The organism is Cohaesibacter intestini (assembly GCF_003324485.1).
Classification (GTDB): Bacteria; Pseudomonadota; Alphaproteobacteria; order Rhizobiales; family Cohaesibacteraceae; genus Cohaesibacter; species Cohaesibacter intestini.
This window is the reverse complement of the sequence record NZ_QODK01000004.1, coordinates 382235-404723: the sequence shown is the minus strand read 5'-3', so window position 1 is coordinate 404723 and position 22489 is coordinate 382235. Positions and strand designations below refer to the sequence as shown.

The 22489-nt window shown below is 52.6% G+C and carries 20 protein-coding genes and 2 pseudogenes; 12 read left to right on the top strand and 10 right to left on the bottom strand.

Annotated elements, in window-relative coordinates; translation table 11 throughout:
* Nucleotides 1-258 precede the first annotated feature (258 nt).
* Nucleotides 259-1014, bottom strand: coding sequence for a glycosyltransferase (locus DSD30_RS16480; RefSeq protein ID WP_114010798.1), 756 nt, complete (start codon nt 1012-1014; stop codon nt 259-261).
* A gap of 103 nt (nt 1015-1117) precedes the next feature.
* On the opposite strand from DSD30_RS16480, the gene DSD30_RS16475 reads away from it, so the two are divergent.
* The 3 genes from DSD30_RS16475 to DSD30_RS16465 all read left to right on the top strand — a co-directional run bounded on the left by DSD30_RS16475 (nt 1118) and on the right by DSD30_RS16465 (nt 2924).
* On the top strand, nt 1118-1891 hold the full coding sequence (locus tag DSD30_RS16475; RefSeq protein WP_114010797.1) for a glycosyltransferase family 2 protein: 774 nt from the start codon (nt 1118-1120) through the stop codon (nt 1889-1891).
* Nucleotides 1888-2274 carry a hypothetical protein gene (locus tag DSD30_RS16470; RefSeq protein WP_114010796.1) on the top strand — a complete coding sequence of 129 codons (387 nt, stop codon included), beginning with the start codon at nt 1888-1890 and terminating at the stop codon, nt 2272-2274. The genes DSD30_RS16475 and DSD30_RS16470 overlap by 4 nt, the downstream gene beginning before the upstream one ends.
* A 101-nt stretch (nt 2275-2375) precedes the next feature.
* A complete protein-coding gene (locus tag DSD30_RS16465; protein WP_114010795.1) occupies nt 2376-2924 on the top strand; it encodes a hypothetical protein in 549 nt (182 codons plus the stop codon).
* A gap of 107 nt (nt 2925-3031) precedes the next feature.
* On the opposite strand, the pseudogene DSD30_RS16460 reads toward DSD30_RS16465, so the two are convergent.
* Nucleotides 3032-3535: pseudogene (locus DSD30_RS16460) on the bottom strand (IS5 family transposase); the annotation flags it as partial.
* A 380-nt stretch (nt 3536-3915) separates the two neighbouring features.
* Between DSD30_RS16460 and DSD30_RS16450 the strand changes: the two are divergent.
* Nucleotides 3916-5085, top strand: a complete 1170-nt coding sequence (locus DSD30_RS16450) for a capsular polysaccharide export protein, LipB/KpsS family (RefSeq protein WP_114010794.1) — start codon at nt 3916-3918, stop codon at nt 5083-5085.
* A gap of 710 nt (nt 5086-5795) precedes the next feature.
* Here DSD30_RS16450 and DSD30_RS16445 read toward each other — a convergent pair.
* A complete protein-coding gene (locus DSD30_RS16445; protein ID WP_114010793.1) occupies nt 5796-6689 on the bottom strand; it encodes a LysR substrate-binding domain-containing protein in 894 nt (297 codons plus the stop codon).
* Nucleotides 6690-6869: 180 nt separating this feature from the next.
* On the opposite strand from DSD30_RS16445, the gene DSD30_RS16435 reads away from it, so the two are divergent.
* From DSD30_RS16435 to DSD30_RS21915, 7 genes and pseudogenes are all read left to right on the top strand, one after another.
* Entirely contained in the window at nt 6870-7868 is a 999-nt protein-coding gene (locus DSD30_RS16435) for a hydroxyacid dehydrogenase (protein ID WP_114010791.1), read from the top strand.
* 14 nt (nt 7869-7882) lie between these two features.
* Nucleotides 7883-8557, top strand: coding sequence for an RraA family protein (locus DSD30_RS16430; RefSeq protein WP_198662994.1), 675 nt, complete (start codon nt 7883-7885; stop codon nt 8555-8557).
* A 27-nt stretch (nt 8558-8584) separates the two neighbouring features.
* Nucleotides 8585-9538: a Bug family tripartite tricarboxylate transporter substrate binding protein gene (locus tag DSD30_RS16425; RefSeq protein ID WP_114010789.1), complete on the top strand. Its 954-nt coding sequence runs from the start codon at nt 8585-8587 to the stop codon at nt 9536-9538.
* Between the two features lie 85 nt (nt 9539-9623).
* On the top strand, nt 9624-10100 hold the full coding sequence (locus DSD30_RS16420) for a tripartite tricarboxylate transporter TctB family protein (RefSeq protein ID WP_114010788.1): 477 nt from the start codon (nt 9624-9626) through the stop codon (nt 10098-10100).
* Nucleotides 10101-10106: 6 nt separating this feature from the next.
* Nucleotides 10107-11615: a tripartite tricarboxylate transporter permease gene (locus DSD30_RS16415; protein ID WP_114010787.1), complete on the top strand. Its 1509-nt coding sequence runs from the start codon at nt 10107-10109 to the stop codon at nt 11613-11615.
* Nucleotides 11616-11770: 155 nt separating this feature from the next.
* Nucleotides 11771-12904: an alpha-hydroxy acid oxidase gene (locus DSD30_RS16410; protein ID WP_114010786.1), complete on the top strand. Its 1134-nt coding sequence runs from the start codon at nt 11771-11773 to the stop codon at nt 12902-12904.
* Between the two features lie 72 nt (nt 12905-12976).
* Nucleotides 12977-13156, top strand: a pseudogene (locus DSD30_RS21915) (substrate-binding domain-containing protein); the annotation flags it as partial.
* Nucleotides 13157-13220: 64 nt separating this feature from the next.
* On the opposite strand, the gene DSD30_RS16405 reads toward DSD30_RS21915, so the two are convergent.
* The 4 genes from DSD30_RS16405 to hppD form a co-directional block, all read right to left on the bottom strand.
* Nucleotides 13221-14558: an ArsB/NhaD family transporter gene (locus tag DSD30_RS16405; RefSeq protein ID WP_114010872.1), complete on the bottom strand. Its 1338-nt coding sequence runs from the start codon at nt 14556-14558 to the stop codon at nt 13221-13223.
* Nucleotides 14559-14630: 72 nt separating this feature from the next.
* On the bottom strand, nt 14631-15131 hold the full coding sequence (locus tag DSD30_RS16400) for a CBS domain-containing protein (RefSeq protein WP_138147209.1): 501 nt from the start codon (nt 15129-15131) through the stop codon (nt 14631-14633).
* Between the two features lie 661 nt (nt 15132-15792).
* Nucleotides 15793-17955 carry a malate synthase G gene (locus tag DSD30_RS16390; RefSeq protein WP_114010783.1) on the bottom strand — a complete coding sequence of 721 codons (2163 nt, stop codon included), beginning with the start codon at nt 17953-17955 and terminating at the stop codon, nt 15793-15795.
* 296 nt (nt 17956-18251) lie between these two features.
* A complete protein-coding gene (gene hppD / locus DSD30_RS16385) occupies nt 18252-19376 on the bottom strand; it encodes a 4-hydroxyphenylpyruvate dioxygenase (RefSeq protein ID WP_114010782.1) in 1125 nt (374 codons plus the stop codon).
* Between the two features lie 135 nt (nt 19377-19511).
* Here hppD and DSD30_RS16380 point away from each other — a divergent pair, with 135 nt between their 5' ends.
* Entirely contained in the window at nt 19512-20003 is a 492-nt protein-coding gene (locus DSD30_RS16380; RefSeq protein ID WP_245418508.1) for an Lrp/AsnC family transcriptional regulator, read from the top strand.
* Nucleotides 20004-20038: 35 nt separating this feature from the next.
* Here the strand turns inward: DSD30_RS16380 and DSD30_RS16375 are convergent, their stop codons facing one another.
* From DSD30_RS16375 to DSD30_RS16365, 3 genes are read right to left on the bottom strand one after another with little or no spacing between them, the layout of a single operon-like run.
* Nucleotides 20039-20287, bottom strand: a complete 249-nt coding sequence (locus DSD30_RS16375) for a DUF2783 domain-containing protein (RefSeq protein ID WP_114010780.1) — start codon at nt 20285-20287, stop codon at nt 20039-20041.
* Nucleotides 20284-21897: an FAD-dependent oxidoreductase gene (locus DSD30_RS16370; RefSeq protein WP_114010779.1), complete on the bottom strand. Its 1614-nt coding sequence runs from the start codon at nt 21895-21897 to the stop codon at nt 20284-20286. Before DSD30_RS16370 ends, DSD30_RS16375 begins: the two co-directional genes overlap by 4 nt.
* Nucleotides 21890-22468, bottom strand: a complete 579-nt coding sequence (locus DSD30_RS16365) for a VOC family protein (protein WP_114010871.1) — start codon at nt 22466-22468, stop codon at nt 21890-21892. Before DSD30_RS16365 ends, DSD30_RS16370 begins: the two co-directional genes overlap by 8 nt.
* Between the last annotated feature and the right edge of the window lie 21 nt (nt 22469-22489).

Here is a 22489-nt window from a genome sequence, read left to right as displayed (position 1 = left end):
GATCCTTACAATGCCAGCGCACAGCATAGTATTGTGCCGAACGAGCTTCCTAAAAGCTTGGCCGTCATAGTTAATCTGAAGCGATATTGCTCTGCCTATTCTGCCCCCCCAAATCAATGAAATCCATTGCTTCATAAAACGCACAAAAAGGGGTTCCCTGATCTAGAGCAGAAGTTCTGCTCGTTGGTACAACAAACTAATTCAAATAGTTCAGAACCAACAAGTATTGAATGGTGTACGATCCGCCTGAATGGCAGACTAGACGTCATGCCCGAATTTTCGTTGAAGTCGCTTGACGCGTTTTATGATTGAACGTTTCATTCGTTGAGGGAATGTCTTTGCCCGAAGCGGCTGTTCTGGATCATCAACATGTTGGCCACCACCAATGTGATGACATGAACCAGGGTCAAGAAACGCCACCATCAGACCATCTCGTTTCATGACGATGCTTATCCGCTCCTCCGTCACATACTTCGCGTAAGGGCCATACTTTTTCCAGAGACTTCGCCGCGTGAGGCCAGGGTTGAAGGAAAAACTGAGCCATTCAGGGTGAATGTCCAAAGGCATCAGCGCATAAGAAACGCCATCAACTTCCTTGCGAACGCAGTTGTCCTGAAAACGTTGCTGGAGATCTGATATTTTCCTGACGCAAACGACGCTGACATCAGGCTCGGCATGCATCACCTTCATACAAGATGGAATCGTATCCTCTTCATTGAAAAGCCAATCATCCTCACCATGAAAAATAAATTCGGTGTCGACACGCGCATAAAGTTTATCGATCGATTTCATTTGTCCTAGTTGAGAGCCATTGAGAATAACATCAATGTCAGGATAGTTTTGTTCAATCCAAGATTTCACTTCTGAACTATTCGCGTCATCTATAACGAGCATTGTGCTTAAGCTATTTTTATGTGACGGCACAAAGCTGTCGATTGTTCTTGCCAAAAGATCTTTGCGTCCACAGCTTGTAATGCAAAGTGTGACTTTTTCTTTTGAACCATTTTGGATCATTTCTTCAACTTCCTGATTTATATGGTTTTTATAAAATGCAGCGCTTGATCCGGCATCATTCCTGATTTATACCAACTGAAACTGAATGCGAAGAGATAAATCAATGGTTGAAAAATGTCCCCCGATTTCAGTGCTTATCCGCACATTTAACGAAGGGGATCGGATTGCGAGAACATTGAGATCAGTCACCGGCCTAGGGCGCGAGATCGTGGTCATCGATTCGGGCTCAACTGACAACACGGTGGAGATCGCTGAAAGCCATGGTGCACGGGTGATATTCAACCCATGGGAAGGGTTTGGACCTCAACGCAGTTTCGGCGAAGGTCAATGCAAAAATCACTGGATCTTCTATATTGATGCCGACGAAGTCGTGACACCAGATCTGCGCGAGGAAATTCATTCTCTGTTCGACAAGGGAGATCCAACCCATGTTTGTTACTTCATTCGCAACACGATGGTCCTTCCAGGAGATACTTCCCCAAGACCATTCGCTGATTTCCGCAAGGTCCCACGACTGTACGATTTGCGATATGCGCGAGTGAAGCTCGATCCTTCTTATGATCGAATTGAGATTGATGAAGGCTATACCTCGGGTACGCTGAAAGCACGCCAGTATCACTATTCTTTCAGAAATTGGGGACATACCGTTTCCAAATTAAACTATACATCGGATCTTGCCGCAACCACTCAGATAGAGAAACCGATGTGGTTGTTGTATTTGCGTCTTGTGTCTGAGTTCCCGGTGGAAATGGTTAAATACTTGTTTGTCCGGCGATTCATATTTGCTGGTTGGAAAGGCATCGCCTTTGCGTCTACGCAGTCTTTTTCGCGCTTTATGAGAATTTTAAAGATGCTGGAGAAACGAAGTCAGTCATGAGTCGAATTCCTCAGAAAATAGCGCTGGCAATTTGCTCTCGCGGTCGCTCAACAATGCTGGAGCGGTGTCAGAAGTCTGTCGCCAATCTCAACTTGTTGGATGGCGTGCAGCTTTCTCTGGTTATTTGCGACAACAATGAGACGGCATACGATTGTGAGACACAATCTCAGCTACTGAGTTTTTTGCCCGCTGCTATGCATACTGAAACTGTTCATCAGCCCCAGCCAAGTATTCCTTTTGGCCTCTTAAGGTTGATGGCAAAGCCTGAAGCAGATCTCAAATTGCTCACAAAAGCGACAAAAGACGTTTCTTTTGCGGCTGGAAGGATGTGTGGATTTAGACCCAACGGGTCGAGCTATTACAAGGAAATCCAAGAAAGTTAAAGCGACAAGATGCTTGAGTAATTAATCATGATTTCGCGACTACAGCCAATCGCATCATGCAAGATATTTAAGAACGGTGACAGGGACGCCGGAACAAAAAAATGCTAACAAAGAATGATGAAATCGTCAGTCGGTTAGGTCGAAAGACAGAGCACGAAACAGAGTTCGTTTTCGAAAACCTAAACTTGTTTAACTGCTGGATTTTTTCCGACAAAAGCACGACGCACACAAATGTCTGTCAGGCTTTAAAAGGCCTTGAGTTTGGGAACACGGAAACCGTTTGGGTTCCAAAGAGCAGGTTGCTTGCGATCTTACACAATTACCTACCTAGCGATTTATACCCTGATATTGTCATTGGGATTGGGAAGACAGCAAACACAATCGTGAATAAGATAAAGAAGCGGAATCCCTCCGTTTTTAGCGCACAGTTTCTTGATAAACCTATATCAAACGCGCGACATGATCTGATTTTTACCTTCAAAGAAAATCAAGATAAAGTGGTCAGCGCGCTGAAATTTTCAACAGAGAGTGCTGTTCATGACTTGAATGCAGAGGAATGCTGCGAAGTTATTCACTCAAAATTCTGGGAAAGGCAAAAGCTGTTCCAAAAGTGGGATCCTAGCCTTGGCTCTCCAAGTTTTGAGATCTAAGACATTATTTAATCTACCGGCTCTACTGCTATGAGCGGCAAACACGTTTTCAGCGATATTCAACAGTACAGAGGGACTCAGCGGACATAACTATACGTATACTGGACATCACGATCCTGAATATCAGCAGAATGGACGACAACATGCAGCTTCAAACCAAGGGTGTCGGCAATGATATGGCGCTTGCGCCCCTTGGTCTTCTTGCCTGCATCATAGCCCCGAATGCCGCCGCTTTCTGTCGTTTTGACTCTCTGACTGTCAATCACTCCAGCCGTAGGACTGGCTTCTCGCCCTTCCAGTTCGCGGCACCCCATGACCGGGAGATGATTAATCCGGGTCCAAAAGCCAGCATTGCGCCATGCATAAAAATATCTGCGCACCGTCGAGACCGGAGGAAAGTCCCTGGGCAACATCCGCCATCGGCAACCGCTTCCACCAACATACAGGATCGCATCTATTACATCGCGTATATTTGTGGTGCGTGGTCGCCCGCCTGACCGGGCGGGAGGCAAGAACGGTTCGATCACTTCCCATTCTTTGTCGGTTAAATCTGTTGGATAGCGAAGTTTATCCCGGTTATTTTGAACCCGAGCGATATCATCCCAAGGCATATGATACTCCATCTTCTAGACAAAGACGGTTGAATCACAACCTATTGATATCGCTCAACTACTTTTCAATCCGGCTCTCAGAGGGTGAGAAATTATAAAACGGCTTGCCTCTGAAACCGTTGGCTTGCCTTGAATGATCTCGATCACAAGCGTAGATTTGCGCTTAGCCGTCCAACGTTTGACCTTGTCGTCCATCGCAATACCCATCGCGATTTTCCTTATTTATAGCATGAGTAGAATTTCAATGGGCCAATACATTCTTGCGACAACTTTATCTTTTAGACTCGGTTTCGATCTGCTAATCAGCGACAGGTCCGAATACGTGTGAAGTGGCTCGGTCCTGAAAAGTATGAACTATTTTGCGCCTTGGAATATCGCACATGACTTATAGGAACGTTCCTTCAGTTTCAGCTCGCTACGAGAGTGATCTTGGTATAAAGGAGAAACTAAGGGTCCTCATTGATGTCTTTCGTTTGTATCTGGTTGCAATTACTGCATTTGGCCTCGCCAAACTCAGACATAAGCCTTTGATTGCACTGTCTATTTCGAAAAGAGAAAAGCTTGTCTTACGCGCTGAAAATTCGGAGCAACAGTTTTTACTGAGTGCTCGCCTCCACAAGGTAAATGGCCGATCTGTGATACTGAAAAGAACACATGCCAAACTGATAAATTGCCTATTTGCCTCAGCAGTTCGGGTAGGCTGTCAGGTATACATCAAAGGTTGCGCGGACCGGGACTGGGGGCTTTCTCTACCCGATCATCCAAACGTTAAACGGATCGAAATCAGCATTTGGGGGCCAAATGCGCTAAGTTCGAACTCAGGATTGTTCTCTTATGTGTCTGATGCAAAAGGTATTTACTATGATGGCCGCACTCAGACCGAGCTAGAGGAGATGCTCAATGCACTATCTCCAAACTTTTGGCGAAATGATGAGTTTACTAAGCGTTTCGTAATGAAGCAAAAGGAAGTAGGTATACAAAAATATCCCGAAGTTGATGGTGTCTTCGAACTAGATCCGGAAGAGGAAGCAGTTCTAATCACAGGGCAAGTGAGTGGAGATGCTTCGACCGTACACACATTGACCCTTGCAAAGAGCAATTACGAGCTGGCACAACTCGCCCGTAAGATGTTCCCGGAACAGCCTCTATACTACAAACCGCACCCATACGAGCGCGGGAAAGATGAGACCCGAAAGATTCTCAAAGACTTCAAGGTCTCACTTGTACCGGCAGCTGCATCGTTCGAACAGGCAGCAAAGCGCTTCAGATCTGTTTTTGTCAACACGTCCGGAGCTGGACTTGAAGCGGCTATGCTTGGGTGTACTGTTTATACCGCTGGTGTATCGTTTTTCAGTCACTGGGGGTTTACCAAAGATTGTTTCAAGCCCGTGGAACGGCGGCACAACAAGTTAAGTCCAGAAGATGTTTACGGGGCGTTTATTTGTTGCTACGCAAAATATGTGAAATTTGATGAGAAATCAAAAAAAGTCACACTCATTCCGTTTGCTGAGTTTCTTGATTTGCACGAGCGTAAAATCGTGTTGAACTAAAGTCTCCAACAAAGCGAAACACAATTGGTTTTTGTTCAACGCCCGGAGCCCATTTCGACTAAATGTCTCTCCAAAGCCATCAGGCTTTCCAAGCTGTGAACAGGATGCTTTCTTAGCAGATAAAAACTATGATATATCCCGAAAACTGCCTAGACATTCTGGTTATCTGATTGAATCGGATTGGCGGATGTCCGGAACGTCCGCATTCCTAACATAAAAAACTGCGACAAAAGAACCGGCTTCGGAGTTTTACATTTTCAGCTCTAACCACTTGATACACAGGTATAGTTTTACATAACAAGAATCAGCAACCACTTGAATTCATTAGTTAAATCTATAAATCATAATCCGCGTGTCGGGGGTTCAAGTCCCTCCTCCGCTACCAAAATTTCCCTTATTTTTCAGAACGATAGATACTGGATGCGCTAAACGTTTATGCTAGCGTAGAACGTGGGTGCCGTTTGGGTCCGTTTTTCCTCTGAAATTGAATGCAAAAAGACCGCATCAACCCGCAGGGAAATTGAATTGCCCCTAGAATTGTAGTCACCTTGGGGCTTCAAATTTTTCTGTCGCTCATACTCGGCTGGTGAGAGCAGATAGCCAATAAGTGGACTGAAAAGAAATCCAGCGATATTTATCCCCTTATTGTCTCTTTTCGTCTTGCAGCATGTATCGTGTGGCGAATGACGTACATTATCAACGCGATGTGATTAGTCCGCATTTCTGGATATGCCATGTTCGCCGCACAATTGGGCCAATAGACCATGCAACCGATGAATGACATCGCCTCGTGGGGCGTTGATCCGTTCGACAATACCAATCTGCCGATTGACCTGAGGCATACCGAAAGGAATGCGGACCAGTGAGCCATCATCAGGGGAAGGCAGTGAGACATGGGGCACCACGGAGACGCCGAGCCCTTGCCGCACGCAGGTGACAATCGATCCGATGGTATCAATCTCCGCGACATCGAGGGTGATGACACCCATTCTAGAAATTTCAGTATCGATCAGATTGGCCAGTGGCACATTGTTGACATAGCGCACAAAGGGGTAGGTGCCCAGAATATGCACTGGATCTCGTTCCTTGACTGAGCCCGGCACAATCAACCAAAGAGGTTCACACAGAAAGGGACTCCATCTGAGCTGTGGTGGCAAACTCACATGCTCTGCCACCAATGCTGCGTCCAAACGTCCAGAAGCGACATCGGATATCATTGACGACGACAGGCCAACACGCAGATTGATCTTCAATGCAGGATATTGGTCGTGCATTTTGACAATCGCTTCGGGCAGCAGGTTAAGGGCATTTGTACGCACCGTCCCCAGACGCAGAACACCCGAAATCCGATTGCCCTTGAGACTGGCAACCGCATTTTCTTCCAAACGCAAAATTTCCTTCGCCAAGTCAAGCACTTGGACTCCTTGAGGAGTCAGACTGGGCGGGCGTGACGAGCGTTCGAATAGCTGCACATCCAGCTCTGCTTCAAGTGCCTGAATCTGCTGACTGACAGCAGAGGGCGTCAGCCCCACCACCTCGGCAGCCTTGGCAAATGTTCGGTGGGCGGCAATTGCAACCAATGTTTTGAGTTGTCGAGTATCCATCACTACATCCAGTTTTTCTTAATATAACAACCAGAATTTTTCGCTTCCATAAAGATATTTTTTTCAACTACCCTTTTGGGTGAGGATAACCGCAAAGCCTGTTGGGAGACGGCGGCGGGATCAACCGAAAAAGCAAGACTTATCACTTGCCGTTGGACGGCAAGCTGGGAGGAATTTATCATGCCGAACACGATTCTCGTGACCGGGCCTGATCTGGCACCCGCAGCTCAAGCGCTCGTGGAATCTCATGGTTTCGAAACGGTGCATACCCCTGCCTATGCAGCCAGCGATGTCATCGCTGATTTTCTGATCAAGACCGAAGCCGTCGGCGTGGTTTCTCGCCTCGGGCGCATTGATGCTGCCGCGATTGCGCAAGCCCCTGCCCTTCGGGTCATTTCCAAACATGGCGTCGGTGTCGACAATATCGATCTGGACGCAGCTGCCGCGAAAGGTATTCCGGTTCTCAAGGCGACCGGAGCCAATGCAGTGTCCGTGGCCGAACACGCGATCGCCCTGATGCTGACCACCGTCAAGCGTATCCTTCCTCTTGATGCCAGCCTGCGGGCTGGTCGCTGGGACAAGCCCGGCTTTAAAGGCCGCGAGCTAGCCGGTTCGACCTTCGCCTTGATGGGCATGGGGTCGATCGCACAGGAAACCGGACGCATCGCCAGCGGCCTCGGGCTAAAGCTGGTGGGGTATGATCCATTTGCCGATGAAGCGGTTTTCAAGAAATTCAATGTCCAACGCTGTGAGCGTTTCGAGGATCTGTTGGGCCAGGCGGATATTCTTAGCCTGCATTGTCCCCTCAATGACAGCACACGACAGATCATCAATGCGGATGCGATCCGGCAGATGCCTCAGGGCAGCTACATCGTCAATACCGCTCGCGGTGGTCTGATCGATGAAGATGCTCTGGTTGCAGCTCTTCGGTCCGGTCATCTGGCTGGCGCCGGTCTGGACACCTTCGCCATCGAGCCTCCCGCTGCCGATCACCCCTTCTGGCAAGAACCGGGCATCGTCGCCACACCGCATGTCGGTGGTGTCACGGCACAGGCAAATGCCCGCGTGGGCACAGATGCTGTCAATGGAATTTTCCAAGTCCTGAACGGAAGCCCTGTTGCGGTTGAGCGCATCGCCAACGCGCGGCAATTGGCTGCTGCCGGGCACAAAGCCTCTTAACTGGAGAATTGAAAATGGATATCGGATTCCGGATTTGCAAACGGGAACGCGTTGCACCGAAACCTCTGATCGAAGCCTATGCCAAGGTGCCTGTCGCCAACGTCTCGGACAGCATGAGCCGCATGACGGCTGCCGGATCGCGCTTGCGTCCGATGCACAAGAGTGGCGGCATGGCGGGTGCAGCCCTGACCGTTCGCGCACGCCCCGGCGACAATCTCATGTTCCAGAAGGCCATCGACATGGCCGAACCGGGAGACATCATTGTCGTTGATGCTGGAGGCGATCTGACCAATGCCCTGATGGGCGAATTGATGCTGGCTTATGCCATCACACGCGGTGTAGCCGGTTTCGTGATCAATGGCGCAATCCGCGATGTGGATGCCTTTGTTGAGACCAACTTGCCAACCTTTGCTGCAGGCGTCACGCATCGTGGTCCTTATAAAGACGGTCCGGGCGAGATCAATGTGCCGATCAGCATCGACGGTATGGTCATTGAGCCAGGAGACATCATCATTGGCGATTCCGATGGTGTTCTGTGTGTGCCACTTGATGACGCCGAAGAGGTTCTTGCGAAGGCCAAGGCCAAGCATGAGGCAGAGACAAAACAGATGCAAAAGATTGCCGATGGGAAAAACGACCGTTCTTGGGTCGATGCCGCCCTGAAGGCAAAAGGTTGCCTATTCCCCTAAAACCCACAGCATGTACGGAGGAGAAACATGCAGAAATTTATCAAGACTGTCACGCTCGCAAGCGCGTTCCTGACCATCGCCGGAGCAGCGGCTGCCGAGTTTCCTGAAAAACCGATCAAGGTGATTGTCGGTTATTCCGCTGGTGGTGGCACCGACGTCATGGCACGCACGGTTGCTCCATTCCTTGAGAAATATCTCGGTGAAGGCTCCAGCATTGTTGTTAAAAACATGCCCGGCGCCAGTGGCCAGATCGGTGTGACCGAAGCCGCTAACGCAGAGAAAGACGGCTACACGCTTGGCACCTACAATCTGCCGGGCATGATGGCACGTACCCTTGACCGCAAGGCCGATTATGACGCAGACAGCTTCACCTATCTGGCCAATGTCGTCAACGACCCGAACGTCATTGTCACATCCAAGAAAAGCGGTCTGGACACGTTTGAAAAGCTGTTGGCAGAAGCCAAAGCCAATCCGCGTGCGGTAACAGTTGGCATGTCCAGCCTTGGTGGGGACGATCACTTCCTGCTCACCAAACTGCAGAAAATGACCGATACAGAATTCACCATTGTACCTTTCCGTGGCTCCGCTCCGGCTCGTACGGCGCTCATGGGTGGTCACGTCGCAATGGGCGTGCTGAACGTATCGGAAGTCTCGGCTTTCAAGGAAGAGATCAATATTCTTGGTATCGCCCTTGCCGAACGCTCTGAATTTGCCCCAGATGTACCTACATTCAAAGAACAGGGCATCGATCTCATCAACGGCTCCATGCGTGGCTTCATTGCACCAGCCGGCCTGCCAGACGATGTCCGTGCAAAACTGCTCGACGCTTTCAACAAACTGGAAGGCGATGCCGAGTTCAAAGCGGCCATGAAAGCAACGGCCAACCCCGTAGAAGTTGTCACAGGCGATGACTTCAAGGCACTCAACGCTGAAATCCTGGACCTTGCCAAAGCGGTCTGGGCAGAAACACCCTGGCGTTGATTAACATGATGCGGGGAGAAGGCCTTGCTTTCCCAAGGCCTCTCCCTGCATCTCCCCTCGTGTCCCCTTGGCTGGAGCCTGTCTCATGCAACCGAGCAAACAGCAATCGAGCAATCGGTCGCGCTTTCTACGCGCGGAAACAATCACGGCCCTTGGCATTTTGATCGGTGCAATCGGCTTCCTCTTTCCGACGTCAAAGCTACCTGCGCTACCATCGCTTCTTCCTGCCGCCATGCTTGGTGGTCTGATCATCCTGTCGATATTGATGCTGTTGTCTGACCAGCGCAAGGCCAGCACGGGGGCCGAACAGGAGCCTGTTCTCAAAGCACCGCGCCGTGTCTTTGGTGCCTTTGGTCTGATTGTAGCCTATGCGATATCGGTCGATTTGATCGGCTTCTATCCCAGCACCGCCATCTCCCTGCCGCTTGTTGCCTATGTCTTTGGCTATCGCAGCCCTGTGGGCCTGCTGATTGCCACCGCCATCGTCTTGACCGCCATTTACCTGATTTTTGGCGTTGCAATGTCGCAGGAATTTCCGTCAGGCCTTCTTTGGTCCAAGTGAGGTGCCATGTATACCGATCTCATCCAATCTCTTCCGAATGTCATTGCCTGGACCAATCTGGCAGCGCTTGTTATCGGCGTGCTCGCTGGCATCGTGGTCGGAGCCATGCCCGGACTGAGCGCTACCATGGCGATCTCCGTTCTGGTCCCCTTTACATTTGGTCTCGAACCGCTCGTCGCACTGGGCCTGATGGCAGGCATCTATAATGGTGCCATGTATGGCGGTGCCATTCCTGCGGTTCTGCTGCGCATCCCGGGCACCCCAGCCGCGGTCGCGACCACCTTTGACGGCTATCCCCTCGCCCAACGAGGTGAAGGCGGATATGCGCTTCAAGTCGCAGTTGTCTCCTCTGCCATCGGCGGTGTCGCCAGCGCGTTTGCGCTGATGTTGCTCGCCCCGCCTTTGTCCCGCGTCACCTTGTTGTTTGGTCCCGCAGAAGTATTCTGGGTTGCCGTCTTCGGCCTCTGCAGCATCATCTTTCTGCTTGGTGGCAACATCGTCAAAGGCTTGATCAGCGCCTGTTTTGGCGTCTTTGTGTCGGTCATCGGCTCTGATCCGATCTTCGGCAATGACCGGTTTACCTTTGATCAACTGGAACTGCTGGATGGCATTCATATCGTCATTCTGCTGGTTGGCCTCTATGCCCTGCCTCCGGTCATCGATCTGCTGGAAAGCCCGCTCAAGACTGACGGTGGCGCAAGTGAACATCTCGGCACCCAACCGATCTGGCGAACTCTGCCGCGCATGAAAGGCTATTGGAAGACTTGGCTGCGCTCATCTTTGATTGGTATCTGGATCGGCATTCTGCCCGGTGCCGGTGGGTCCATGGCTGCCTTCATGTCCTACAATGAAGCGCGTCGTGCCAGCAAAAACCCTGAAGAATGGGGCAAAGGCGAAGGAGAAGGCGTTGCCGCTTCTGAAACGGCCAACAATGCCGACACGGCTTCCGCACTCATCCCTGCCCTGACCCTTGGCATTCCCGGTACGGCTGTCGCGGCAATCATGCTGGGTGGCCTGCTGATCCATGGTTTGCAGCCCGGTCCGATGCTGTTCCGCAACAATCCCGACATTGTCTTTGGCTTCATGTGGCAGTTCCTGTTTGGCGCCATCCTGCTGGTATTCCTAGGCGGTTCGCTGGCGACCAACAGCTTTGCCAAGCTACTCAAGTTGCCACGCCCGTTGCTCGGTTCCGTTATCATCATTCTGATGTTGATCGGCGTCTATTCCATCCATGGTCGGATGTTCGACGTCTATCTGATGCTCGGCTTCGGGGCCATCGGCTATGTCATGGACAAGTTGAAGTTCCCGCTTCCTCCTGTGGTGCTGGGTCTCATTCTTGGTGGCTTCGCCGAAGAGAATCTGCGTCTTGCCTTGCGCATTGGGCGGGGTGATTGGGCAGTCCTGTTCCAGAACACGACCAGTCTGATTTTGGTTGCCCTGACGCTGGCAGTGATCACTGGACCGATGATCAAGAAGCGCTTGCTCAAAGCCAAAGCATCCAACGGAAAGGCATAAAGGATGGTCGGGGCGAACCCTCACTTCCCGGTCAGGCAAAAGTGGCTGGCTTTGAACACCGAGGACGTCATCGACCCCGACCTTCCAATTTTCGACTGCCATGATCATCTCTGGGACCGGATGAAGGGCTTTGCGGCTTCTAAGGAGTCACTGGCATGATTTTGAACCTGGATGACTTCGAAGTCGCTGCACGCCGAAGGCTTCCGCGTCCGCTCTTTGGATATATCGCAGGCGCTGCGGAAACCGCTTCAGCCTATGCCGATAACCGCGCTGTTTTCTCTGAAATGCGACTGATCCCCAATGTTTTGCGAGGCGTTGAAGGCCGCACGATCACGCGTCCCCTTTTCGATAGATTATATGATGCTCCATTCGGCATCGCCCCCATGGGCATTTCTTCGCTCATGGCACTGGATGGCGATGTCGTGCTGGCACGTGCGGCGAAAGACGCAGGCATACCATTTATCTTGAGCGGCTCCTCGCTCACCCCTTTGGAACGTGTGCTGGAAAACAATCCAGATGCCTGGTTTCAAGCCTATTTGCCGGGTGAGGAAGACCGTATTCGCGCCTTGGTGCAGCGGGTCGAGCGGGCAGGCTACAAAACACTCGTTTTGACTGCCGATACAGCGGTTCTGGCGAACCGTGAGAACAATCTGCGCGCCGGTTTTTCAACGCCGCTGAGGATTACGCCGCGCTTGATCTTCGATTTTGCGCTCAAGCCGCGATGGGTTTTTGGAACGTTTTTAAGAAGTCTCGTAGAGCGTGGGATGCCGCATTTCGAGAATTCCTTTGCCGAACGCGGTGTGCCGATCGTCTCCAAAAATGTGGTGCGTGATTTTGGGCGTAAAGATCATCTGAACTGGGAGCATGTGCGTCTGATCCGCGATATCTGGAAAGGCAGGCTGGTCCTGAAAGGCCTGCTTGCGCATACGGATGTGGCGCATGCCCGCAAACATGGGTGCGATGGTGTGATCCTGTCCAATCATGGCGGGCGGCAACTCGATTTCGCCATCAGCGGTGTGCGAGCGCTGAAGGCCGCGCGAGGCGAAGCGGGTGATATGATGCTCGGTGTGGATGGCGGCATTCGCCGTGGAACCGATATCTTGAAAGCCGTGGCGCTAGGCACTGATTTTGTCTTTGTAGGACGGCCTATGCTCTATGCTGCCGCTGTTGGTGGGCAGTCAATGGTTGAACAGGCGATTCAAATCCTGAAAAAGGAGTTGAATCAGGATCTAGGTCTTGTCGGCCTTCGCGGACTTGATGAAGTGGGAGAAACGATACTTGATCGTTAAGTGCCCGATTACTGTGGTCTATGAGACCGTCGCTTCATAGAATATCGGAAGCCGGTTTCCTCCCCTTCATGTTATCTTGCCACAAGACACCTGATAGACCTCAACCATTCCCGAATTGGCCTGATCGCCGGTCCTTCCTATGCCTCAACGGCCTGCGAGCGAACAAAAGGGTTCTGAAAAGCCATGGCTGAAGCTGGCCTCGAAGTCGATGAAACCCTGGTTGCAGACTCCACATTCGGCATTGAATCGGGACGCGATCACAAAAAAGGGGAGCAATCGCTCCCCTAGTTTAATTTGCAGCTTGTCTCACCGCCAATCAGAAACTGATAACGAAGAAGGCAAACCAGGCATAGATCGCAGCAATCAATGTGGTGAACAGCATCAGCGGGAAGGCCAAAGCCATGAACTTCATGAAGGAAATCCGCTGCCCTGCCCGTTCGGCAAAGCTGGCAACCATGACGTTGGCACTGGCACCGATAAGCGTGCCGTTGCCACCAAGACAGGCACCAAGGGACAGACACCACCAGAGCGGCTTAATCGCATCTGCTCCACCAAGATCAGTTTGCATCGCTTCGATCAACGGGATCATCGTCGCAACAAACGGAATGTTGTCAACGATGGCTGAAAGAACGGCAGACGATCCAAGAATGATCATGCCAGCAAGCGGAACATTGGTGCCTGTGATTTGCAGCAACTGCTCTGCAATCATTTTCAGCAAGCCGGTATGTTCAACCCCATAGACCAGCACGAACAGACCGAAGAAGAAGAAGATCGTTTCCCATTCAACCTGCTGGAAAGCCTTGTGGACGTTGTGAGACTGCTCTTCCGGGCCGAATTTGAAGCTCTGCAACAGCAACAGGAAGGCCGCACCGGTCAGGGCGATCGTGCCTGGCTGCCAGCCAAGATCGTGCCCCCAGATGAAGCCAGCCATCACCAGCGCCAGCGTGAACAGAGACTTGTAGAGCAAGGGACGATCTTCAATGGCCTCACCGGCATTGTAGCGCATCATCATGACCTGCGCCCGCCGTGTCGTCTTCAACTTGCGCCCCCACAGGAGGTCGAAGAAGATCAGGCAAAGGATCATGATAACCACTGCGGGAGGACCAACATGTTCCACGAAATCCATGAAACTGAGACCAACCGCAGACCCGATCAGAATGTTGGGTGGGTCACCGATCAGGGTAGCCGAACCACCAATGTTGGAGGAAAAGATCTGCGAGAACAGGAACGGATAGGGATTGAGCTCCAATTGATCGGTCAAAAGCAGTGTTACCGGCACGACCAGTAAGACGGTTGTCACGTTGTCCAACAGGGATGAGAAGACTGCCGTCACAACGGCCAGCGCCGCCAGCAGGGCCCGCGGATTGGCTTTCACCGTCTTGGCGGTATAAATCGCCACAAACTGGAAAATGCCGGAATCCTTGGTGATGGCCACGATGACCATCATGCCGATCAGCAAAAACAGGGTATTGAAGTCAGTCCCGGCAACCACCAGTTCAAAGTTCAAAACCCCGAGCAGGACCAGCAGACCCGCCCCCAAAAGGGAGATGATCGCGCGGTTGATCTTTTCCGAGATGATAAAGATATAGGCAGTTACAAGAATGACGGTCGCAACAACCAGTGGCGACCAGCCAAAGGCTGCGCTTGTGGCCATCTCCGTGGCATGTCCCATTTTGTTTCGGGCCCCTATTCACAAGTGGTTAGCGAGGCCGGAACAGGCATCTGGTCAAGAGTCAGATGCGTCCATTTCCGGCCCAGTCAAGGTAGGATCCGCCTCGCTTCGCTCAAGCTCGGCAATAGCGGACCGCTCGGTCACAATTCCAAGAAACTTGTTGGTCTTCTTATCAACCACAGCAAGAGGAAGTCGAGCCTTGGCCAGCGTGCGGATGGTTTCCCAAAGGGACATTTCCGGCTGCAACGTCAGCGGTTTGCGGTTCATGACTTCTGCGAGTGGCTTGGCTTTGACCTTGCGCAGGCGACGAGCGATATCCGGCCCGGCTCCTCGTGCAAAATCGAGCCGCCCAAGTCCTATCCCCATTGAGAGGGCTTGGGGCAAAACAGCCTGCATCAGGGTTTCGTAGCCAAACAGACCAAGCATGGTCTTGTCGCTATCGAGAACAGGCGCGGTACGGATGTTGTTGTTATCAAGCACGTTGAGTGCTTCCTCGACCGTAATATCGAGTGGCAAGCTGACGACTTCGTCAATCATTGCATCAATGCAAGGCACGGCAATTTCCTCCAGCTCATTTCGCCATACGCGGCCGACAGGCCTGAAACGTACAACAAAATCTTTGGGTTAAACCCTATTGCGAATGTAACGAGCGTTGCAATAATCGCATAGGAATTCAGCCCCAGGCAAGGTAGCAGATAGGGTACCTGCAACTGATTTCACCGATTTTGGACAGGGCTTGAAGTGGCTTTATCCAAAAGTAGAACTCGACCTCACCGAAAGTATAGGATTGCTTCGTATCAGCCTTCCCTCGCGACATCAAGTTAAAGTCGATTCCGATGAAAATCCCTCGCCATCCCGACTCACGCTGTTTAAAAAATAAGTAATAATTGCAACCACTTGCAAAAAAGGTTCGATCATCGACCCTGTGCATTTCGAAACGCCGTTTGCGTTACCGGAGGCATTTGCTGAGGACTCACCCCTGTCTCGCCTATGGCCCCTGATGACGCATAAGGCAGTCCCAATTGCTCACCCTTCATGGCCAGACCATAGTTCGAAACGGAGAAACAATGGCCCCTTAAGCCATGCAAAATTTACATAGCTCCGTCAGTGAGACGCCCTTCATAAGCGGGCTATAACAGAGCCTGAAAACACAAAAAAGGCGTCCTTCGACGCCCTTTTTTCGCGTATCTTGCTTGCTTGACATCCAGACAGGGGATCACGCTTGCATGTGGGATTTGGCAATCTGCCTGAGCTTGTGCAACAACGGCTCGGTATAGCCGCTGGGCTGATCCTTGCCTTTGAAGACCAAATCGCAGGCTGCGCGGAAAGCAACCGAGGCGACATAATTGTCGGCCATGTTGCGATAGGCCGGATCATCAGCATTTTGCTGATCGACGACGCGAGCCATTTTCTCCATTGTTTCGATCACCTGCTCCGGGGTCACCAGCCCATGATAAAGCCAGTTGGCCATATGCTGGCTTGAAATCCGCAGAGTGGCACGGTCTTCCATCAAGGCCACATTGTTGATGTCCGGCACCTTGGAGCAGCCCACCCCCTGATCGATCCAGCGCACCACATAGCCAAGAATGCCCTGCGCATTATTCTCAAGCTCATTCTGGATGGTTTGCGGATCGAGATTTTTCCCCTCCAGCAGCGGTACGGTCAAGATCGTATCCAGATTTGCCTTCTGGCGCGAGGTCAGAGCATCCTGAATGGAGGCAACATGCACCTTGTGATAATGGATCGCATGCAAGGTCGCCGCGGTTGGTGATGGCACCCAGGCACAAGTCGCCCCGGCCTTTGGATGGCCGATCTTGGCCACCATCATTTCCGCCATTTCATCGGGTTTGGCCCACATGCCCTTGCCGATCTGGCCCTTACCATTCAGCGAGGTTTGCAAGCCCGTATCGACATTCCAGTCCTCATAGGCGGCAATCCAGGGCTCCGCCTTGATCTGCTCTTTGGGCAGGAACGGCCCCAGCTCCATCGAGGTATGGATTTCATCGCCGGTGCGATCCAAGAAGCCGGTATTAATGAAGACGATCCGGTCCTTCACCGCCCGAATGCACTCTTTCAGATTAACGGTGGTGCGGCGCTCTTCATCCATCACCCCGATCTTGATGCTGTTGCGCGGCAGGCCAAAACAGTCCTCGACCGCATCAAACAAGTCATTGGCATAGGCCACTTCTTCCGGTCCGTGCATCTTGGGCTTGACGATATAAATGCTGCCAGTCCGGCTGTTGCCCTTGCGAGGCAAATCATGCAAGGCGGCAGCAACAGTCGCGAAAGCATCCAGAATGCCTTCAAAAATCTCGTCGCCCTTGGCATCCAAAATGGCCGGGTTGGTCATCAGATGACCGACATTACGCACCAGCAGCAGGCTGCGCCCATGCAGGGTCAGGGTGCCGCCGCTACGATCCGTATAGGTCCGGTCCTCGGCCAGCTTGCGCGTCACCACCCGTCCGCCTTTGGAGAAACTGTCTTCCAGATCGCCCTTCATCAGGCCGAGCCAGTTGCGATAGACAAGACATTTATCCTCGGCATCAACCGCCGCAACAGAATCCTCGCAGTCCTGAATGGTGCTCAGAGCGGATTCAAGAACCACATCCTTAACACCCGCCTTGGACAGCCCACCGATCGGATGATCCGGGTCGATCTGCAATTCAATATGCAAGCCATTATTCTGGAACAGGATCACGGACGCTTCGACAAAGCCGACAAACTGGCTTTCATCTTTAAGGCTGGTTTCGCTGCCATCGGTCAGCGTGATCATCAAAGACCGGGTCTCCGGGTCGACCCTGTAGGCGGTAACATCCCCATGGCTGCCGGCTGCCAGCGGTACAGCATCATCAAGGAAGGCATGCGTCTTTGCAATCACCGCCAATCCGCGCGCCTCATTGAAGCCTTCACCCGGTGCAAGATCCCCGTCCTGCGGCACCACATCGGTACCATAAAGCGCATCATACAGACTGCCCCAACGGGCATTCGCCGCATTCAGGGCAAAGCGGGCATTCATCACAGGCACGACCAACTGCGGCCCGGCCAGCGTCGCCATTTCGCCATCCACATTGGCGGTCGTGACCTCGAAGTCGTCGCCTTCAGGCACAATATAGCCAATGTCTTCAAGGAAGGAGCGATAGGCCACCGGATCAAGCGGCTGGCCCTTATGCGCTTTGCACCAAGCATCGACTTGTTTTTGCAGATCGGCCCGCTTGGCCAGCAAGGCCCTGTTGGTCGGGGTGAAACGGGCAACCGCATCGGACAGGCCTTGCCAGAAAACAGTTGGAGAGACCTCGGTACCGGGCAGGATCTCTTCCTCGATCAGCGCCACCAGTTGCTCATCCACCTTCAGGTCATTCTTGTCTAGTCTGCGTGCCATCGTCTCAATCCCGTTGAAGTTCCTCAAAATGCAGGATGTGTTGCCCATCCCTTGTCCGGGAAGGATTATGCTCACAAGGCATCTATTCTGAAAAGCAGAAAATCGTGCGAAATTTTCAAACGATACAAGGAGATGTTTCGTTCAGAACCAGTCAGTGACACAAAAAATGCCCGGAATTCCTTGCAGAAATCCGGGCAGTCGCTGGAAAGGCTTTGGTTAGTGAACTGTGGGAACCATGCCTTTCGAGATGCTGTATCACAGGCATCGCGACAACAGCGACGCACAAGACGCGACAGCTACTCGGCAGCCGGTGCCGCTGCATCGGTGGTCAGGACGCCGCGTTCGATCTGATCGCGCTCGATCGATTCAAACAGGGCCTTGAAATTGCCTTCGCCAAAGCCGTCATCGCCCTTGCGCTGAATGAATTCAAAGAAGATCGGGCCGATCACCGTTTTCGAGAAGATCTGCAACAGAATACGGGTCCGGCCGCCATCGACCACCCCTTCCCCGTCGATCAGAATGCCATTGCGCTGCATCCGCTCCAGCGGCTCCTGATGCCCTTTCACCCGCTCGCGCGACATATCATAATAAGCATCGGGAGGGGCAGGCATGAAATCGAGCCCTTTGGCGGCAATCTGGTCTGTTGAGCGATAAATATCCTCTGTCCCAACAGCAATATGCTGGATGCCTTCGCCCTTATATGCGTTGAGATATTCCTCGATCTGGCTCTTGTCGTCTGAGCTTTCATTGATCGGAATGCGGATCTTGCCATCTGGCGATGTCAGCGCCCGGGAATATAGCCCGGTATATTCGCCTTTGATGTCAAAGAAACGGATTTCCTTGAAGTTGAAGGCCTTGGCATAGAAATCATACCAGGTGTTCATGTTGCCACGCATCACATTGTGGGTCAGATGGTCGAGATAGTAAAAGCCAGCGCCTTCCGGCTTCGGGTCCCGCTCGCCAAGCCATTGATAATCCGCATCATAGGCAGACCCATCCGCACCATAGGTGTCGACGAAATAGAGCAAAGAGCCGCCAATGCCATAGACCGCAGGCACATCAAGCGCTTTGCCCGGACCTTTATATTCCTCGGCCCCATAATCAAGGGCGCATTGCAGCGCCACTTGTGCGTCAACCACCCGCCATGCCATCGCAGGAGCGCAGGGACCATGGTCCTTGACGAACTGGGCCGCATGACCATCCGGATCGCGATTGATCAGATAATTGACATGACCTTGTCGATAGAGCGAAATATCCTTGTGCTTGTGTCGCGCCACCTCGACAAACCCCATGCTCTCGAACAGAGCTTCCAGCTTGCCCGCTTCCGGATGGGCAAATTCGACAAATTCAAAACCATCGGTCCCGGCCACATTGACCTCATCGATCACCGCCTTTGGCGCGTCATGCGGAAATGGTCCCATTGCTATCCTCCCAGTCTATTGATTAGGCATTTATACTAATAGAAACCTCCTGCGCCTTGTGCGCAAAATCAACGCCCTGTAAAAAGAATGTGCGCCACTTTGAGCGTCAAAATTCAAAATTTGCGAGAAATCAGCATGGATCGCTTTGACATCAAAATTCTGGAAGCTTTACAGCGGGATGGTCGCCTGACCAGTCAGGAACTGGCCGAAGAAGTCGGCCTGTCCTCATCCCAATGCGCCCGGCGCAGGGCTCTTCTTGAAAAGTCTGGTGTCATTGAAGGCTATCACGCCCGCCTCAACCAGTCCGCTCTGGGGCTTGATCTGATTGTCTTCATCCAGATCGCGCTCGACACCCACTCACCCGATGCCTCTAAACGGCTGTTGTCCCTGCTCAATTCCATGCCCGAGGTCAGCGAAGCTTATTCGATGACCGGTTCGACCGATTATCACGTCAAGCTGGTGGTCCCAGACCTCAAAGGCCTGTCCAACATCATCAACAACAAGCTGTTGCCGCAGGAAGGGGTCTCGCATTTGAAGTCTTCCATCGTGTTGGATCGCCTGAAAGAAAGTGGCCATCTGTCGCTGAACCACCTCAAGACCGACAGCAAAAAGGCGCCTCCCCAATAGAGAGACGCCCGTTGATCCTCTCAGCGTTTCACCACCTATTCGGCTGCTGCAAAGCCCGAAGCCTGTGGCGCATCGCCGGCATTCTCGTCCAGTAAGGCCGCCGGGCTGGCCAATTCGATCGCTTGTTTCAAATCCTCAAGGCAACCAACCTGATTGGCCAGAATAAGCACAAGCCGCGCATTCATGTCATTGGCGGCTGCCTCGGACAGGTCCCGTTGCGCCACGGTCAGCGCCTCGTAAAAGCAGTCGGGACGCTCGATATTGGGGGTCAGGATCAGACTCATTTCACACCTCCTGCCGTCGCACGACTGATCGCCTTGCGGATGGCCTCTGGATCAAACGTGCGCCAACGCGCTGCCACATGCTGGTCCGGGCGGATCAGATAGGCCGCCCCCTTGCGCCCGTCATAGCGATCGGCAGCCAGTCCCTCGACATCAACAAAGTCCTTGCCTTCAATCAGAATCGTCGGCGTAAAAGGCCCAGCATCAACCGGCTCGCTATCCAAGCCGAACACCAGAAGGGTGAAGCCTTCGCCTAAGCAATGGATCAACCACTCCTCTTGACCATCGACGACAATCGGTGCATCGGCAATGCAAGTTCCGGGCCGCATACTGCCCTGCCATGTGTCCGCATCCGGGGTGTTGAGCGGACTGTCGGCATAAGGTGTGGGAGAAGACAGACGTCCAGAATTGACCAAAGGCCGCGCAAAGGCATGATTGCGTGACAGATCGAGCACAGCATTGCGATAGCGCAGCGAGGCGGCATTTTTCGGCGTGATGAAATCCGTCGAGCGGGTCGAATTCAGCAGATTGTCATCTGCCGCATAGGCTCGCTCAAGGTGATAGCTATCAACCAAGGCCTCTGGCGCATCACCGCGCAGCACAGCCGCCAGTTTCCAGCCCAGATTGTCCGCATCCTGCACGCCCGTATTGGCCCCACGCGCCCCAAAAGGTGAGACCTGATGGGCCGAGTCGCCCGCAAAGATCACCCGCCCCTTGCGGAACTCATCCACCCGACGACAGGCAAACTGGTAGACGCTGCCCCATTCCAGCTCGAACTCCACATCCGCGCCGAGCATTGCCTTGACCCGTGGGATAATATTCTCCGGCTTCTTCTCTTCTTCCGGATCGCAATCCCACCCGAGTTGGAAATCCAGCCGCCAGACATCATCCGATTGCTTGTGCAGCAAGGCCGACTGGCCCTTGTGAAAATCCGGGTCAAACCAGAACCAGCGTTCGGTCGGGAAATCCGCCTTCATCACGATATCGGCAATCAGAAAGCGGTCTTGGAAAAATTGCCCGGTAAAGTCCGCCCCAACCATGCCGCGCACCGACGAGTTGGCCCCGTCGCAGGCAATCACCCAACTGGCCTCACTGGCGAATGCTCCGTCCGGCGTCTCGATCTCCAGACGGGCGTGATCGCTCTTCTGTTCTAGCGACACCAGCTTGTGCTTCCAGCGCAACTCAATAAGGTCGGAGGCCTCGCAGGCCGCAACCAGATATTCCTCGAGATAATATTGCTGCAGGTTGATGAAGGCCGGGATCTTGTGACCCTCTTCAGGCAGCAGATCGAAATCATAGACTTCCTTGTCACGGAAGAAGACCCGCCCACGCTTCCAACTGATGCCCTTGTCGATCATTCGGCCCGCAACCCCGAGGCGTTCCCAGATTTCCAACGGCCGCTTGGCATAGCACACCGCCCGCGAACCGACCGAGACGGTGTTGTTGTCGTCGATGACCACCACCGCAATGCCGCGCGAGGCCAGATCGAGCGCCATGGTCAAACCAATCGGTCCAGCCCCGACCACCATCACCGGATGGCGGACGGGCGCACCCGCACGTTGCTCCTCGGACTGGACATAGGCAAAGTCCGGCCAGTCATAGGTGTTAAGCATCAAGGCTCTCCCCGCCTTCAGTCTTGCCCAGTTCCTTGTCCAGTTCCTTGGCATGCAGCCATGCCGCATGCTGCGGGGCCTTCTTGGTGCGCGACCATTCCTCGAGCATATCCCATTTCACCGCATCCAGCCGCTTCAAGAGCGCTTCTTCCTGCGGGTCAGGACAGGCCAGTTCAACCCGATGGCCATTGGGGTCAAAGAAATAGATTGAATGGAAAATCGAATGATCCGTCACCCCAAGCACATCCACGCCATTGGCTTCCAGATGCTCCTTGAAAGCGATCAGCGTGTCGCGATCCTTGACCTTGAAAGCAATATGCTGAACCCAGACCGGGGTATTCTCATCCCGCCCCATTTCCGGCTTGGTTGGCAGCTCGAAGAAAGCCAGCACATTGCCCATGCCCGCATCAAGAAACAGATGCATATAGGGGTCCGGCTCATGGGTCGAAGGCACGCGGTCTTCGGCAATCGCCAGAATAAAATCCATGTTGAGCATCTTGGTGTAGAATTCAACAGTTTGTTTGGCATCCTTGCAGCGATAGGCCACATGATGGATCTGGTCGAGCTTCAGCGCGACATTTGACATGATTAT

What these genes read in the sequence shown, in the direction of transcription:
- DSD30_RS16465 (WP_114010795.1), top strand. Translation starts at nt 2,376, where the DNA reads ATGCTAACAAAGAATGATGAAATCGTCAGTCGGTTAGGTCGAAAGACA.
- DSD30_RS16445 (WP_114010793.1), bottom strand. Translation starts at nt 6,689, where the DNA reads ATGGATACTCGACAACTCAAAACATTGGTTGCAATTGCCGCCCACCGA.
- DSD30_RS16375 (WP_114010780.1), bottom strand. Translation starts at nt 20,287, where the DNA reads ATGAGTCTGATCCTGACCCCCAATATCGAGCGTCCCGACTGCTTTTAC.
- DSD30_RS16370 (WP_114010779.1), bottom strand. Translation starts at nt 21,897, where the DNA reads ATGCTTAACACCTATGACTGGCCGGACTTTGCCTATGTCCAGTCCGAG.
- hppD (WP_114010782.1), bottom strand. Translation starts at nt 19,376, where the DNA reads ATGGGACCATTTCCGCATGACGCGCCAAAGGCGGTGATCGATGAGGTC.
- DSD30_RS16435 (WP_114010791.1), top strand. Translation starts at nt 6,870, where the DNA reads ATGCCGAACACGATTCTCGTGACCGGGCCTGATCTGGCACCCGCAGCT.
- DSD30_RS16480 (WP_114010798.1), bottom strand. Translation starts at nt 1,014, where the DNA reads ATGATCCAAAATGGTTCAAAAGAAAAAGTCACACTTTGCATTACAAGC.
- DSD30_RS16380 (WP_245418508.1), top strand. Translation starts at nt 19,512, where the DNA reads ATGGATCGCTTTGACATCAAAATTCTGGAAGCTTTACAGCGGGATGGT.
- DSD30_RS16430 (WP_198662994.1), top strand. Translation starts at nt 7,883, where the DNA reads ATGGATATCGGATTCCGGATTTGCAAACGGGAACGCGTTGCACCGAAA.
- DSD30_RS16470 (WP_114010796.1), top strand. Translation starts at nt 1,888, where the DNA reads ATGAGTCGAATTCCTCAGAAAATAGCGCTGGCAATTTGCTCTCGCGGT.
- DSD30_RS16415 (WP_114010787.1), top strand. Translation starts at nt 10,107, where the DNA reads ATGTATACCGATCTCATCCAATCTCTTCCGAATGTCATTGCCTGGACC.
- DSD30_RS16425 (WP_114010789.1), top strand. Translation starts at nt 8,585, where the DNA reads ATGCAGAAATTTATCAAGACTGTCACGCTCGCAAGCGCGTTCCTGACC.
- DSD30_RS16450 (WP_114010794.1), top strand. Translation starts at nt 3,916, where the DNA reads ATGACTTATAGGAACGTTCCTTCAGTTTCAGCTCGCTACGAGAGTGAT.
- DSD30_RS16420 (WP_114010788.1), top strand. Translation starts at nt 9,624, where the DNA reads ATGCAACCGAGCAAACAGCAATCGAGCAATCGGTCGCGCTTTCTACGC.
- DSD30_RS16475 (WP_114010797.1), top strand. Translation starts at nt 1,118, where the DNA reads ATGGTTGAAAAATGTCCCCCGATTTCAGTGCTTATCCGCACATTTAAC.
- DSD30_RS16405 (WP_114010872.1), bottom strand. Translation starts at nt 14,558, where the DNA reads ATGGCCACAAGCGCAGCCTTTGGCTGGTCGCCACTGGTTGTTGCGACC.
- DSD30_RS16390 (WP_114010783.1), bottom strand. Translation starts at nt 17,955, where the DNA reads ATGGCACGCAGACTAGACAAGAATGACCTGAAGGTGGATGAGCAACTG.
- DSD30_RS16410 (WP_114010786.1), top strand. Translation starts at nt 11,771, where the DNA reads ATGATTTTGAACCTGGATGACTTCGAAGTCGCTGCACGCCGAAGGCTT.